Origin of the sequence: Leisingera sp. S232 (assembly GCF_049800895.1) — a bacterium.
Classification (GTDB): domain Bacteria; phylum Pseudomonadota; class Alphaproteobacteria; order Rhodobacterales; family Rhodobacteraceae; genus Leisingera.
This window is the reverse complement of the sequence record NZ_JBNAFX010000036.1, coordinates 1-14,679: the sequence shown is the minus strand read 5'-3', so window position 1 is coordinate 14,679 and position 14,679 is coordinate 1. Positions and strand designations below refer to the sequence as shown.

The following is a 14,679-nucleotide window of genomic DNA, read 5'->3' as shown; positions in this document are numbered from 1 at the left end:
CTTGCGGGCTGCGGTCACTCCGCCGCCTCGATGCCGTCCGCCAGGACCGGCAATTGCATCTCAAAGACCGCGCCGCCGCTCTGGCCATTGCGGGCGGTCAGCCGTCCCCCAAGGTCGTTGACGATCCCCGAGGAGATGGCAAGCCCCAAACCCACCCCGTCGCCGGGCTGCTTGGTGGTGTAAAAAGGCTCGAACAGTTCATCGAAGTCCTTGATCCCACCCCCGTTGTCGCGCACCGAAAGGGTCGCGGTCTCACCGGCGGCCAGCAGGATTTCCACCTCCGGGTCGGCCACCGATTTGGTGGCGTCCAGCGCGTTGCGCAAGAGGTTGACCATAACCTGTTCCAGCCGCATCCGGTCGCCCATCACCATAACAGGTTCTTCCGGCAATATCCGGGTGATTTTCACATGCCGCTGACGCAGCTGCGGCTCCATCATCGACAGGCTGGAAGCCAGCGCATCACCCAAGTTTACAGGGCTGAACGCATCGCCGCCCTTGCGCGCATAAGACTTCAGCTGGCGGGTGATGGCGCCCATTCTCTCAATCAGATCATCAATGCGGCCAAAGGAGGCCAGTGCTTCATCCGGACGGTTGCGATTGAGCAGCAGCCGGGCGCCGGCCAGATAGGTTTTCATCGCCGCAAGCGGCTGATTCAATTCATGACTGACAGCCGCCGACATTTCGCCCAGAGCAGCCAGTTTCGAGCTTTGCGCCAGGCTTTGTTCCGCCACCGCGAGGGTCTTTTGCATCCGTTCCCGCTCGGCGATTTCTCGCTGCAGGCGAACGTTCAATACGCGGAGCTCTGCCGACTCGCGCTGAAACAGCGCCATGCGCAGCGCGGTTTTCCGGCTGAGCGCATAGAAGGCCAGCGCCAGAAGAATGGCGAATCCCATGATTTCCAGTGCAAGCACCGCGTTCACCCGTTCGCGCACCGAGGCGTAGGTGGTGAATGACGCCATACGCCAGCCCTGGAACGGCACCCGCGTTTCCAGCCGCATCACGGCCTCGCCTTGCAGATAGGCGTCCGGCGGCAGCGCGGTCCAGTCGGTGGTGGCACGGATTGCCCGCTGGATCGCGCCTTCGGGAGTCTGCAAGGTCAGCGCGTCGCCCTCCTGCAGCCCGCGCCAGCGCGCTTCGGTCGCCAGGATGATATTACCGGTGCTGTCCGTCACCAGAACCGCGTCGGAAATTCCCGCCCAGGCGCGTTCAAACTTCTGCAGGTCCACTTCGACAACAATCGCCCCCAGCACACCGGTGACATCCACAATCCGCCGCGAATAGGTGAACCGGTAGCCGCCGACTTCGCGCGCGATCACAGAGAACACAGTCGACTTGGCCCGCACCGCATCGACAAAATATGCGGCATTGCGATGGTTTTCGCCCAGCCGGTTGCGGTCGGTAGCCGCCACCGTGCGCCCGTCCCGTGCCAACAACATGATCGAAGCGGCGCCGATTTCATCCACGAATGAAATCAGCCGCTGCGTGGACAGGGAAAAATCATTGGATTGCAGCGCTGAGATCAGCGTCTGATCTCGCGCCAGCAACTGCGGCACGATGGCGTGCTGGCGCAGCTCACTCAGAAGATTGCCCGAATACAACGCCAGCCGCAGCTCGGCCCGGTTGCGGGTGCTTTCTGTAAATCTATGGGTCAGCGCCCGGTTGGTGGTCCAGACGGTGACCGCAGCTGCCGCCATGAACAGCACAAGCGCCAGCCTTGCGCGCCACGAGATCGTGCGCGAGCCGGTCTTGGGTTTCTTTGCAGTCAGGTCAAAGCGCGGGGCGGTCATAAACAATACCTATTGCGCCCGCCCCGGCTTCTCAAGTCAGGCTGCCGTGACCATGCCCGCCAATGCGCGGAACATGGCCGTTCCATCTGTGCCGCCATGCCCTTCGTCGGCCGCGCGCTCCGGATGCGGCATCATGCCGAGAACACGGCGGTTTTCGGACAGGATGCCCGCAATGTCAGCCATCGAACCATTGGGATTATCTTCATAGGTGAAGGCCACCCGGTCCTGATCCTGCAGCGCCTTGACGGTTTCTGCATCAGCAAAATAGTTGCCATCGTGGTGGGCAATCGGCACCCCGATCACATCGCCGGCGTTATAACCTTGAGTGAACACGCTATCGGATGTCGTCACTTTCAGGTCTACCGTGCGGCAGATGTATTTCAACCCCGCATTGCGCAGCAGTGCGCCCGGCAGCACGCCGGTTTCGGTCAGAATCTGAAAGCCGTTGCAGACGCCAATGGCATAGCCGCCGCGGTCTGCGTGCTCGATGACTGCCTTGCAGATCGGGGACTGTGCCGCGATGGCGCCGCAGCGCAGGTAGTCACCATAAGAGAACCCGCCCGGCACGCCAACAATGTCGACGCCTTCGGGCAGCGCGCTGTCCTTGTGCCAAACCATCGACACATCGAACCCGGCCTGTTCAAACGCCACCGCCAGATCGCGGTCGCAGTTCGAACCCGGAAAAACAACAACCGCCGCCTTCATCAGGCCATCTCGATGCTGTAGGATTCGATCACTGTGTTCGCCAGCAGCTTTTCGCACATGGCAGTCACATCGGCCTCGGTGGCACCTTCAGACAGATCCAGGTCGATCACCTTGCCCTGACGGACGCCTTCGACCTTGTCAAAGCCCAGGGCTCCCAGCGCGTGGCGCACAGCCTCGCCCTGCGGATCCAGAACCCCGTTCTTCAGCATCACATGCACCCGTGCCTTCATCGCATCATCCCTCAGGTTTTCGATGGCGAAGCCCTGCCGGGCTTCATCTTTCCAAAAATACTCAAAGACCCGCAGCGCGGCAGGCGCAACGGGTCCTGTCTCAGTTCACCAGCGTCGGCTTGCCCGGCGCCGGCGGGTTGTTCGGCATCACGCCCAGACGGCGTGCAACTTCACTGTAAGCATCCGTCAGGCTGCCCAGATCCCGGCGGAACACGTCCTTGTCCAGCTTCTCGCCCGAGTTGATATCCCAAAGACGGCAGCTGTCGGGGCTGATCTCATCTGCGACCACCAGGCGCTGGAAGTCTCCATCGTAGATGCGGCCGATCTCGATCTTAAAGTCGACCAGACGGATACCAACAGCCAGGAACATGCCGGACAGAAAGTCATTCACCCGCAGCGCCAGGCTCAGGATATCATCCATGTCCTGCTGGCTGGCCCAGCCGAAAGCCGCGATATGCTCTTCAGTGACCAACGGGTCACCCAGGGCATCATCCTTGTAGCAATACTCAACAATCGGGCGCGGCAACTGTGTGCCTTCGTCAATGCCAAGGCGCTTGGAGATGCTGCCCGCCGCATAGTTGCGCACGATCACTTCCAGCGGCACGATCTCGCAGCTGCGCACCAGCTGCTCCCGCATGTTCAACCGCTTCAGGAAATGGGTTGGCACACCGATTTGCCCCAGTCCCAGCATGAAAAATTCGCTGAGAATGTTGTTCAGAACCCCTTTGCCCTCAATCACGTCGTGTTTTTCGGCGTTGAAGGCGGTGGCGTCATCCTTGAAATACTGCACGATGGTGCCGGGCTCTGGGCCCTCATACAAAGTCTTGGCTTTGCCTTCGTAAATCTTCTTGCGACGCGCCATTGGGAACCTTTCGGGTCAATGCCGGGAATCCGGCCCTGCGATGTGCCGCTCTCATAGTGCAAGGGGGCCTCAGCCGCAAGCGTGCTGCATGGCTCAGCTGTACAGAACCTGTGGCCAGGGCGGCGGCCTCCTGCGCCTGCAGCCCGGCCCCTTCCTGCGCAAACGGCTTGCGCAGCACTGCAAGGGCCTTACTGCGCACAATTTTTTCTTGCCCTGAACAGTGATCAGGCTCTTATCATATAGAGATGTGCAACAGCTTACATGAGGACGCGATATGACGACATTCGACGAGCGTGAACAGGCCTTTGAAGCGAAGTTCGCGCATGATGAGGAGATGCAGTTCAATGCACAGGCACGCTGCAACAAGCTGCTGGGCCTTTGGGCGGCGGACCTTCTGGGCCTGGATGGAAAGGATGCAGATGCATTTGCCGGATCCATCGTGGCCGCTGATCTGGAAGAAGCAGGCCACGAGGACGTGGTGCGGAAGTTGGAAGGCCAACTGCAAGGCAGAGCCTCAGCTGATGACATCCGGGCAAAACGCGCTGCGCTGTTGGCTGCAGCCAAAGACCAGATCCTGAGCGAAGCCGACTAAGCCACAGGGCCGCCTGGGCAGACCGGTCTTGCTGCTGACAATTGTCATTACTTTTCCGCCTCCGGCACGGCAGCTCCCGCCCGGTAGCATGCCGCCTTTGTGCTGTTATCGGCAGCAATGCGGCAGAGTGTCGGCATCCTCATAATGAAGTTGAAGAAAATGAAATTGCCCTGGCAGGCCCAGCGTGACAATGCGGAGGGAGACCAATTTGCTGTCCGCTGCGCCGGACCAGCCTGCGCATACGGAATCCGATCAATGACAAACACCTTCGAACAGCTCCTGAATACCAAAGACGTGCTGCTGGCGGATGGGGCGACTGGCACCAACCTGTTCGCCATGGGGCTGCAATCCGGCGATGCGCCGGAGTTGTGGAATGTCGATGAGCCCAAAAAAATCCTGTCCTTATACCAGGGTTCTGTCGATGCGGGCAGCGACCTGTTCCTGACCAACAGCTTTGGCGGCACGGCGGCACGGCTGAAACTGCACGATGCGCAGGGGCGTGTGCGTGAATTGAACCGCATCGCAGCCGAACTTGGCCGCGAAGTGGCCGACAAGGCAGAACGCAAGATCGCAGTCGCTGGCTCTGTCGGCCCGACCGGTGAAATCTTTGAACCGGTTGGCGAAATGTCCCACTCTCTGGCGGTCGAAATGTTCCACGAACAGGCTGATGCCCTGAAGGAAGGCGGCGCCGACGTGCTGTGGGTTGAAACCATCTCTGCCCCTGAAGAGTTTCGCGCCGCAGCTGAGGCCTTTAAGCTGGCGGATATTCCCTGGTGCGGCACCATGAGCTTTGACACCGCCGGGCGCACCATGATGGGGGTGACCTCCGCAGATTTGACTAAGCTGGTTGAGGAGTTCGAAAACGCGCCGCTGGCCTTTGGCGCGAATTGCGGAACCGGCGCCTCGGACATTCTGCGTACCGTTCTTGGCTTTGCCGCTCAAGGCACTGAACGCCCGGTGATTTCCAAAGGCAATGCCGGCATCCCCAAATATGTCGATGGCCATATCCACTATGACGGCACCCCCGAGCTGATGGCCGAATATGCGGTTATGGCCCGCGATTCCGGTGCCAAGATCATCGGCGGCTGCTGCGGCACCATGCCGACACATCTGCGTTCCATGCGCGATGCGCTGGACAGCCGCCCGCGCGGTGACCGCCCTGCGCTTGAACAGATCGTCGAAGCCCTGGGCCCGTTCACCTCCGACAGTGACGGCACCGGAGAAGATGCCGCTGCGGGCGATGAACGCCGCGGACGCCGTGGACGCCGCCGCGCCTGACAGCTTCTTCCCATGGTCATTCTTTAAAACGGCGCTGCAACGCATTTTGCAACGCCGTTTTTCTTTTGTCTTACCGATCCCAGCCGGTGATGATGAAGCCATCGATCCCGGGCACAGGGTCCGTTTTCTGTGTCAGCGCATCCTTGACCGAGGCCGCCATATTCGCAGCGCCGGCTGCTGGCCCAAATGCGGAATGCCACATCTTGCACCGCCCCCCATAAAACACACTTTGACAGCAGCAAAAGCCATTGCATGCCCCCCCACCTTGTGCCCTGCGGATGACCTGCCTGTGACAAAACGCCGGAGCGGCAGATCGGGAACACATCAGAAAAGCGCCAACTGATCGCCTGGCTGCGGCGGCCGGGCGAACAAATCGCACCGCAACGCTGCGCTCCGCTCCTGCAGGCCCAGCCGCTTGCAGGCGGCCTGGAACCGCTGTGCGATCACCTCGGCATAACGCCCCTCTCCGCGCATCCGGTGCCCCCAGCGCGGATCATAGTCGCGCCCGCCATGCATCTCCCGCAACCGCGCCATCACCTTGGCAGCCCGGCCAGGCGCATGTTCCGCCAGCCACTCCTGCCAAAGCTCCGATACTTCCCGCGGCAACCGCAGCATGATCCAGCTGGCCGCATCGGCGCCCGCATCCGCACCGGCAGCCAAGAGCGCTTCCAGTTCATGGTCTGTCAGCCCCGGCACCACAGGCGATGTCATAACCCGCACCGGCACGCCTGCCTCTGTCAGGCGCCGGATGGCAGCCAAACGCCGCGCAGGAAGCGGTGCGCGCGGCTCCATCCTGCGGGATAGATCCGGATCCAGGGTGGTCACGGAAATTCCAACCCGCACCAGCCCTTTAGCAGCCATCGGTGCCAGAATGTCCAGATCCCGCTCGACCATGGCACCCTTGGTCACAATCGCCACAGGGTGGTTAAACTCCTGCAGCAGCTCAAGACAGGCGCGGGTGATTCCATAGTCCCGCTCGCAGGGCTGGTAGGGATCCGTATTGGTTCCCAGCGCCAGCGTTGCCACCCGGTATTTCGGCGCCGACAGCTCCTGGCGCAGCACTTCAGCCGCATTGGGCCGCGCCACCAGCCGGGTTTCAAAATCCAACCCAGGCGACAACCCCAGGTAAGCATGGGTCGGCCTGGCAAAACAGTAGATGCAACCGTGCTCACACCCCCGGTAAGGATTGATGGACCGGTCAAACGGCAAATCCGGCGACCGGTTGTAGCTGATCAGAGATTTCGCCGCCTCCTCCCGCACCTCGGTGGGAATCACCGCCGGATCCAGCTCCTGAAACCAGCCGTCATCAACCGGATCCCGCGCCATTTCATAGCGGCCTGTCGCATTGCTGAGACTGGCGCGCGCTTTGCGTCGCATCGGTTGGGAGGCATCATGATAAAGCATGCCTCATGATGCACCCGTCAAAAGAACAAATAAAGAACAAATGCGCGGAACTGATGATTTTCATGCATAATCCGCATTACCAAATCATCGAATTTCCTCCTATACGTCGGTTCGGGTAACAGCAATGTCGCAAACAATGCAGTCGAGCGGCGGCATTCTGTCACAAAAGTTCCAAAACTAGGCCAACACGAGGCATCCCGCCCCGTAAGCAAGGATTAAGCGAATGTCGGACGAAGAAGACATCATCCTCTCTGAACTCGATGACGAGGAACTTGTTCAGCAGATGTTTGATGACCTCTATGATGGTCTCAAAGAGGAAATCGAAGAAGGCGTGAACATCCTTCTCGAGCGCGGCTGGACGCCCTACGACATTCTGACCAAAGCGCTGGTTGGCGGCATGACCATCGTCGGCGCCGACTTCCGCGACGGCATTCTGTTCGTTCCGGAAGTGCTGCTGGCGGCCAACGCGATGAAGGGCGGCATGGCCATCCTGAAGCCGCTGCTTGCCGAAACCGGCGCGCCGCGCGTGGGCTCCATGGTCATCGGCACCGTCAAGGGTGACATTCACGACATCGGCAAGAACCTGGTTTCCATGATGATGGAAGGCGCAGGTTTCGAGGTCGTCGACATCGGCATCAACAACCCGGTCGAGAACTATCTGGAAGCCATGGAAGAGCACAAGCCCGACATCCTGGGCATGTCCGCTCTGCTGACCACCACCATGCCCTACATGAAAGTGGTTATCGACACCATGGTCGAGCAGGGCCTGCGCGACGACTACATCGTGCTGGTTGGCGGCGCACCGCTGAACGAAGAGTTCGGCAAGGCCATCGGCGCCGACGGCTACTGCCGTGACGCAGCCGTGGCCGTGGAAATGGCCAAGGACTTCGTTGCCCGCAAGCACAACTCGATGAGCGCCTGATTTGGCACGCAAAGGACGTGCAGCCCGCTTGACTGAGCGGGCTGCCTTCCGCCCCCCCACCGGTCGGACGCTTGAGGAAACATCCCTCACCGAACAGGGCCTGGCTGCCCCTGAAAAGAAAACTGGCCGCATTCTGCTGATTGCCTGTGGCGCACTTGCGCGCGAGATCCTTGCCATCAAGGACGCAAACGGCATGGATCACATCGATCTCACCTGCCTTCCCGCCAAGCTGCACCTCTACCCGGAGCAGATCATCGACGCGGTCGATGGCGCCGTAGCCAAACATTCAGCCGTCTATGACAAGATCTTCGTCGTCTACGCGGATTGCGGCACCGGCGGCGCGCTGGAGCGCAAATGCGCCGAACTCGGCGTCGAGATGGTGGCCGGCCCGCATTGCTATTCATTCTTCGAAGGCAACGAGACCTTCGCAGCGCATGCGGATGCAGGCGAAATCACCGCCTTCTATCTGACTGACTTTTTGGTCAAGCAGTTCGACGCCTTCATCTGGCGCCCTATGGGTCTCGACAAGAACCCGGAACTCAGGGACATGGTGTTCGGCAATTACACCAAACTGATCTACCAGTCGCAGATCAGCGATCCGAAACTCATGGAAAAAGCGCAAGCATGCGCGGACCGCATGGGTCTGGAATTCGAGCACCGCCATACAGGATATGGCGATCTGGAAACCGCCATGATGAACTGGGCCGGATAGCCCCTTCATCTTTCCGAAAATACTCCGGGGAGCGCGAGGGGCCGGCCCCTCGCCCATGTGCGTCAGGCCTGTGCCATCGCAGTTTCACGAACCCGCTCGATCATCGCCCGCAAGCCGTTGGAGCGTTGTGCGGACAGATGCTCGTTCAACCCCAGCCGCCCCAGTTCAGCTTTGACATCCACTGCCGCCACGTCTTGCACCGGCAGGCCATTGTAAAGACAGCGTAGCACTGCAATCAGCCCGCGCACAATCATTGCATCGCTGTCCCCGTCAAAGCGGAACACGCCGTTCTCAACAGCCGCGTGCAGCCAAACCTGGCTGGCGCAGCCATCCACTTTGGTTGCAGGCACCTTCAGCGCCTCGTCCAGCGGTTCCATGGCTTTGCCCAAGTCGATCACGTGGCGGTAGCGGTCCTCCCAGTCCTCCATGAACTCGAAGTCTTCCACGATCTCTTCAAAGGCAGCTGCAGCCATCGTTTATCTATCCTCAAACCCGCTTCCGGTGCAGATCAGCACCTAAGCCCCTGCCCGCGTCTTTTCAACTGCTTTTCAAGCTGCGGCCAATCAGGTAATCCGTTGCAAAGACATTTTGAATGGGCGGGGACAGATGCAAAAACCATTGGCTCTTACATTGGCCTGTGCGCTGGTGCTTTCAGCATGCGGCTGGCGGGACTCTCGACTGAACCCCAGCAATTGGTTCGGCAGCTCTGAACCGGCTGAAATTGAAGTAACGGAAGCCGTAAATCCGCTCCTGCCACAGGAAAGCAACGCACGCGGCATCTTTGCAAAGAAACCGCCCAAGGACAAAAGCGTTCTGGTGAGCCAGATTGCAGATCTCCGGATCGAACGCACCTCCACAGGGGCCATCATCCGGGCGGTCGGTATCGCAGAGCGCCAGGGCGCCTTCCAAGTGGAACTGCGCCCGGTTGAGGAGCCCGGAGAGGGCATTCTCGCTTACGACTTCCGCATCGTCTACCCAGAGCAGCCGACGATCACCGGCAGCGAATTCAGCCGCACCCTACACGCAGCCCGCACGCTGTCGAACCAGGATCTGCAGGACATCCAGCTCGTGCGGGTGAATGGTGAAACAAACGCTCGGGAAAGCCGCCGCCGCTAACCCTGGCCGCTGGCCGACAAAAAACGCCCGCATGTGCGGGCGTTTTTTTGCTGGCTTCATTTCTGATACAGCTGTTTACAGTTCAACAACCATCACATCCTGCCCCTTGGCTGCCAGGCCGATCTCGCCCTCGCACAGCCGCAGCGCATCTGCCCCAAAGACCTCGCGGCGCCAGCCGCTGAGAGCCGGCACATCGCGCATTCCGGCTGCTATGGCATCCAGATCGGCGCTCGGCGCGATCAGTTTGGCGGCAACCCCTTCGGCCTCCGTTTTGGCCTTCAGCAACACCCGCAGCAGGTCTGCCAGCGCCGGATTCACCTGCAGCTTTTCCTTGCTGCGGTCCATCTTGGGGTGTTTGTCTGCAGGGCAGGCAACACCTTGAGCCACGGCCTCCAGGATACCCTCGGCAATCGCGCCCTTACGTGCTTCGCGCAGCAGAAGGCGGGAACCGCCCAGCTCGCCGCCGCTGCGCGGTTTGGTCGATGCAAGCTCCACCAGCGCATCATCCTTGAACACCCGGTTGCGCGGCACGTTGTTGCTCTGGGCATAGATCTCGCGGAACGCTGCCAGTTCTCGCACCACAGCCAGGAACTTTCCGGAATTGGTGCGGGTTTTTACACGTTTCCACGCGTCTTCCGGCTTGATATCATAGGTCTCCGGGTCGGTCAGAACCTGCAGCTCCTCGGCCACCCAATGAGACCGGCCGCTTTTGTTCAGCTCGGCCGCCAGAAACTCATAGATTTTGCGCAGGTGGGTCACATCCGCCAGCGCATATGTTTTCTGCGCTTCGCTTAGGGGACGGCGCGACCAGTCAGTGAAGCGCGAAGTTTTGTCCAGACCCTGTTTGACGATCTTGCGCACCAGCGTCTCATAGCCAGCCTGCTCACCAAAACCGCAAACCATTGCCGCCACCTGAGTGTCAAACAACGGCTTCGGGAACACCTGTGCATCAACCCAGAAGATTTCCAGATCCTGACGCGCAGCGTGGAACACTTTGACCACATTCTCGTTGCGGAACAGCTCGTAAAGCGGCTCCAGCGAAATGCCATCAGCCAGCGGGTCCACCAGAACCGCATCATTTTCCCCGTCGCCGGCAAAGGCCAGCTGGATCAGGCACAGCTTGGAATAATAGGTACGCTCCCGCAGAAACTCGGTATCCACCGTCACATATTCGTGCTGCGCTGCAGCTTCGCAGAAGGCCTGCAGTTCATCGGTAGAGGTCAGAGTTTTCATAAATTACGGCTTTTTCTTTAACGCTGGGACTGGGCCGTGATACGCGCTTGTCCCGGTCAATGCAAACAGGTGCCAGGCCGCGCAGACCATTCTGCCAGCGGTGTTGCGGCTGGCGGCACAGCTGTGCCAAAAAGCTTCAATATTTGTTGGCCTGAACGCCTCAAACATTCATTTTCATTATGAATTCGATCCTCTTAGCTTGGTGGCACACCGTCACAGGAGGACAATTGATGACCATACTTGATCTTTCTCCCGCAAAAACCCATGGCCTCACAGTGTCTCGCGGACTGATTCCGGTGCTGGCGGCAGTTCTGTTGCTGTTGCTGCTTGGCCTGCCCGCGCTGATGGCACCTGACTCTAAGGCAAAACCGCTGGACTGGCACGGCAACAGCGCGGCTCTGACGGCCCCCCGTTAACCCAGCACTACAGGTGTTTTATCTCCGGCGGCAAAGCGGCGCAGTACGGCCGGATACAGCTTGTGCTCCTGCTCCAAGACACGGGCCGCCAGCCCATCCGGCGTGTCCCCTGGCTTCACCAGCACCCGCGCCTGCCCTAGAATAGGACCATCATCCAACAGCGGCGTTACTTCGTGCACGGTGCAGCCATGCTCTGTGTCGCCGGCTTCCAGCGCTCGGGCGTGGGTGTGCAAGCCTTTGTATTTCGGCAGCAAAGAGGGGTGGATATTCAGCATCCGCCCCTCGAACTGCGAGACGAACCCAGCCGTCAGCACCCGCATAAAGCCAGCCAGGCAGACAATGTCGGCACCGGCTTTGATAATGGGTTTCACCAGTTCTGCTTCAAAGGCCTCCCGGTCCCCATGGAACGGTCGGTGGTCGACAACAGCAGTGGCGACACCTGCAGCCGCAGCCTTGGCCAGCCCGCCAGCATCGGCGTTGTTGGACAAGACCAGGCAGGGGCGCGCCGGGTGGTCCCCGGCCATGCTTTCCAGCAGCGACACCATGTTGGAGCCGCCGCCGGAAATCAGGATGGCGACGTTCTTTTGGCTCACAGTAGCTTGCCCGAATAGCGCATGCCGGCGCCTGCGGTCACGGTGCCCAGACGGGTCACGGTCTCACCTTCTGCAGCCAGCACTTCGGTCAGAGCATCCGCACGATCGGCCGAGACAGACAGGATCATGCCGATGCCGCAGTTGAAGGTCTTCAGCATTTCCGCTTCGGCGATATTCCCGGTCGCGGCCATCCATTTGAACACGGGCGGCAGTTCCCATGCGCCCAGGTCAATGTCTGCCCCCAGATCTTCAGGCAGCACACGCGGCAGGTTCTCTGTCAAACCGCCACCAGTGATATGCGCCAGCGCATGCACACCCCCTGCCCGCACAGCCGCCAGGCACTGCTTGACATACAGACGTGTCGGGGTCAGCAGCGCTTCGCCCAGCGCGCCCTCGCCGAACGGGCAGTCCGCGTCCCAGCCAAGGCCCGACACCTCGACCAGTTTGCGCACCAGCGAATAGCCGTTGGAGTGCACGCCATCGGACGCCAGCCCCAGCAGCACATCGCCCTCGGCCACGCCTTCGGGCAGCGCGGTGCCGCGTTCCATGGCGCCAACCGCAAAGCCTGCAAGGTCAAAATCGCCTTCCGGATACATGCCCGGCATCTCGGCAGTCTCGCCGCCGATCAATGCGCAGCCAGAGCGCACGCAGCCCTCGGCGATGCCTTCGATGATGCGCGCGGCAACTTCGGTTTCCAGCTTGCCGGTGGCGAAATAGTCCAGAAAGAACAGCGGCTCGGCGCCCTGGCAGACCAGATCGTTCACGCACATCGCCACCAGGTCGATGCCAACGCCGTCCACCACGCCAGTGTCGATGGCAATCCGCAGCTTGGTGCCGACACCATCGGTCGCTCCAACCAGAATCGGGTCGTTGTATCCTGCGGCTTTCAGATCGAACAATGCACCGAAACCGCCCAGCCCGCTGGCTACGCCGGAACGGTTTGTCCGCTTGGCGGCCGGCTTGATCCGGTCAACCAGGGCGTTGCCCGCATCAATGTCCACACCTGCATCTGCATAGGTCAGGCCGTTCTTGCCGTCGCTCATATCTATCCCCTGAATGGCGCTGCTGATCTGTCGCGCCTGCGATAGCCCAAGCAGGCGACAGAGTCCACGCCCAGACCGCCCACTTGCCTGACTGAACCCGCATTTGCGGCAGAGGGGGCCGGTGGATTGTTTGAAGGCGTTCCCAAGTGGCGGACCGCGCAGCAGCTATGGATTTCGGGATTGTAGGCTCGCGGACATAGGTTCGCTGGCCGCCGCGAGGATGCAGCTGCGCCGGATCGGCGGCCACAAGGGGACGCTGACGGTCTTGGCAGTGCTGGGCGTTGCCTTTCTGCTGCTGAAGTCTCTTCTTTTGCGCCGACCCGCAATGGAACAGTTCCCTATCCCTTGACGCCGCTGTGATTTTTGCTAGCAAGGGCGCATGGCGGGCCTGTAGCTCAACGGTTAGAGCAGAGCGCTCATAACGCTTTGGTTGCGGGTTCAAATCCTGCCGGGCCTACCAATCCACCGAAAAGACACAATATTTTCAAAGATTTAGGTGCACCGCCCGCGCAAATACCGCCTCATAAGTTTCAATGAGTTATGAGAAATGTGTACCGCAGTTTAAGCAGCGGAATACCCAAAAGCCGGCTCGAAATCTTGGTGACTGAGAAAGGGAAAAGATTGGTGCTGGTTATCCAAATCGAATGCGCTTGCGGGCATTACGATACCGTCTCCGACGAGCGGGCGATTGAGCGATTGAAACAGGCTGAAGCATTAAATTTCTGTTTAGTAGCACAACTTCCGTTTGACGTCTTTAATACCTGAACTATCTAGGTGTTTGATCCCATGGTTTGATGGTGCGATCTGTTCTTTGGAATGGAAGGAAGCACTATGGGACAAGTTCGTCACGGGAGCGCCACGACCACGCACGCTGTCAGAGCAGCAATACAGCGATCGCAAGCTTCGATCGCGGCGCTGAGCAAGGAACTCGGGATCAACCCGAAGACTGTTGCCAAGTGGCGAAAGCGCGAGACCGTTGAGGATCGCAAAACAGGGCCGAAAGAGCCTCGCTCAACCATTCTCAGTCAAGCCGAGGAGGCCATGATCGTCGCATTTCGGCGGCATACGCTACTGCCGTTGGATGATTGCCTCTATGCGCTCCAGCCCTCGATCCCGCATCTGACGCGGTCAGCGCTGCATCGGTGCCTTCAGCGGCATGGCATCTCGCGCTTGCCGGATGTCGGGGGCGACAAGCCTAAGCGGCAGAGGTTCAAGCGCTACCCCATCGGCTTTTTTCATATCGATATTGCCGAGGTGCAGACTGCGGAGGGCAAGCTGTATCTTTTCGTTGGCATTGACCGGACCAGCAAGTTTGCAGTCACCCACCTCGTCGACAAGGCAGATCGCAAGACCGCCTGGGAATTCCTCGAACATTTGCTCAAGGCGGTCCCTTATCGCATCCATACGATCCTGACCGATAACGGTATCCAGTTCGCCGAACAGCCACGAAACCGGAACAGAGTATACTCCCGGCAGATGCGCTTCGACATGATCTGTGAGGCCAACGGGATCGAGCATCGCCTGACCAAACCGAACCATCCGTGGACCAATGGCCAAGTCGAGCGGATGAACCGCACGATCAAAGAGGCGACAGTGAAGCGATACCACTACGAAAGCCACGATCAGTTACGAACACATCTCGGCGACTTCATGGCTGCCTACAACTTTGCCCGCAGACTCAAAACTCTCAGCGGCCTCACGCCCTACGAATACATCTGCAAAATCTGGACTTCAGAGCCAGATCGTTTCATCATCGATCCGATCCACCAGATGCCGGGACTGAACA

16 protein-coding genes and 1 tRNA gene are annotated in these 14,679 nt (G+C 59.8%); 8 read left to right on the top strand and 9 right to left on the bottom strand.

The features are described from left to right. Positions 1-14 precede the first annotated feature (14 nt). The 4 genes from ACP151_RS17665 to purC form a co-directional block, all read right to left on the bottom strand. A complete protein-coding gene (locus ACP151_RS17665) occupies positions 15-1,787 on the bottom strand; it encodes an ATP-binding protein (RefSeq protein WP_424980218.1) in 1,773 nt (590 codons plus the stop codon). Positions 1,788-1,823: 36 nt separating this feature from the next. Beyond that, positions 1,824-2,492, bottom strand: a complete 669-nt coding sequence (gene purQ, locus ACP151_RS17660; protein WP_424980216.1) for a phosphoribosylformylglycinamidine synthase subunit PurQ — start codon at positions 2,490-2,492, stop codon at positions 1,824-1,826. Beyond that, positions 2,492-2,722, bottom strand: a complete 231-nt coding sequence (gene purS / locus ACP151_RS17655; protein WP_424980215.1) for a phosphoribosylformylglycinamidine synthase subunit PurS — start codon at positions 2,720-2,722, stop codon at positions 2,492-2,494. Before purS ends, purQ begins: the two co-directional genes overlap by 1 nt. A 100-nt stretch (positions 2,723-2,822) precedes the next feature. Next, complete coding sequence (purC, locus tag ACP151_RS17650) at positions 2,823-3,584, bottom strand: phosphoribosylaminoimidazolesuccinocarboxamide synthase (RefSeq protein WP_424980214.1); 762 nt, start codon at positions 3,582-3,584, stop codon at positions 2,823-2,825. A gap of 274 nt (positions 3,585-3,858) precedes the next feature. Here purC and ACP151_RS17645 point away from each other — a divergent pair, with 274 nt between their 5' ends. After that, positions 3,859-4,176: a DUF1476 domain-containing protein gene (locus tag ACP151_RS17645; protein ID WP_424980213.1), complete on the top strand. Its 318-nt coding sequence runs from the start codon at positions 3,859-3,861 to the stop codon at positions 4,174-4,176. A gap of 255 nt (positions 4,177-4,431) precedes the next feature. Then, positions 4,432-5,454 (top strand): betaine--homocysteine S-methyltransferase, encoded by a 1,023-nt coding sequence (gene bmt / locus ACP151_RS17640; protein ID WP_424980212.1) that lies wholly within the window; start codon positions 4,432-4,434, stop codon positions 5,452-5,454. 324 nt (positions 5,455-5,778) lie between these two features. Here the strand turns inward: bmt and ACP151_RS17635 are convergent, their stop codons facing one another. After that, on the bottom strand, positions 5,779-6,831 hold the full coding sequence (locus ACP151_RS17635) for a PA0069 family radical SAM protein (RefSeq protein ID WP_424980211.1): 1,053 nt from the start codon (positions 6,829-6,831) through the stop codon (positions 5,779-5,781). A gap of 250 nt (positions 6,832-7,081) precedes the next feature. Between ACP151_RS17635 and ACP151_RS17630 the strand changes: the two genes are divergently transcribed. Continuing rightward, positions 7,082-7,780: a corrinoid protein gene (locus ACP151_RS17630; protein WP_424980210.1), complete on the top strand. Its 699-nt coding sequence runs from the start codon at positions 7,082-7,084 to the stop codon at positions 7,778-7,780. 1 nt (position 7,781) lies between these two features. Further along, complete coding sequence (locus ACP151_RS17625; protein WP_424980209.1) at positions 7,782-8,492, top strand: DUF1638 domain-containing protein; 711 nt, start codon at positions 7,782-7,784, stop codon at positions 8,490-8,492. A gap of 62 nt (positions 8,493-8,554) precedes the next feature. Here ACP151_RS17625 and ACP151_RS17620 read toward each other — a convergent pair whose 3' ends face one another. Then, positions 8,555-8,965, bottom strand: coding sequence for a SufE family protein (locus ACP151_RS17620; protein ID WP_424980208.1), 411 nt, complete (start codon positions 8,963-8,965; stop codon positions 8,555-8,557). 133 nt (positions 8,966-9,098) lie between these two features. Between ACP151_RS17620 and ACP151_RS17615 the strand changes: the two genes are divergently transcribed. Next, a complete protein-coding gene (locus ACP151_RS17615; RefSeq protein ID WP_424980207.1) occupies positions 9,099-9,608 on the top strand; it encodes a hypothetical protein in 510 nt (169 codons plus the stop codon). A 75-nt stretch (positions 9,609-9,683) separates the two neighbouring features. Here ACP151_RS17615 and rnd read toward each other — a convergent pair whose 3' ends face one another. After that, positions 9,684-10,841, bottom strand: a complete 1,158-nt coding sequence (gene rnd, locus ACP151_RS17610) for a ribonuclease D (protein ID WP_424980206.1) — start codon at positions 10,839-10,841, stop codon at positions 9,684-9,686. Positions 10,842-11,071: 230 nt separating this feature from the next. On the opposite strand from rnd, the gene ACP151_RS17605 reads away from it, so the two are divergent. Continuing rightward, positions 11,072-11,257 carry a hypothetical protein gene (locus ACP151_RS17605; RefSeq protein ID WP_424980205.1) on the top strand — a complete coding sequence of 62 codons (186 nt, stop codon included), beginning with the start codon at positions 11,072-11,074 and terminating at the stop codon, positions 11,255-11,257. Here the strand turns inward: ACP151_RS17605 and purN are convergent. Beyond that, the gene (gene purN / locus ACP151_RS17600; protein ID WP_424980204.1) at positions 11,254-11,850 is read right to left on the bottom strand and encodes a phosphoribosylglycinamide formyltransferase; all 597 of its coding nucleotides are present in this window, start codon (positions 11,848-11,850) and stop codon (positions 11,254-11,256) included. The two genes, ACP151_RS17605 and purN, sit on opposite strands and share 4 nt — an antisense overlap. Continuing rightward, a complete protein-coding gene (gene purM, locus ACP151_RS17595) occupies positions 11,847-12,893 on the bottom strand; it encodes a phosphoribosylformylglycinamidine cyclo-ligase (protein ID WP_424980203.1) in 1,047 nt (348 codons plus the stop codon). The genes purN and purM overlap by 4 nt, the downstream gene beginning before the upstream one ends. Before the next feature lie 384 nt (positions 12,894-13,277). Between purM and ACP151_RS17590 the strand changes: the two genes are divergently transcribed. Continuing rightward, positions 13,278-13,353, top strand: a tRNA-Ile gene (locus ACP151_RS17590). Positions 13,354-13,724: 371 nt separating this feature from the next. Beyond that, positions 13,725-14,679, top strand: a 955-nt coding sequence (locus ACP151_RS17585) for an IS481 family transposase (protein WP_424980202.1), incomplete at its 3' end; no start/stop codon positions are given.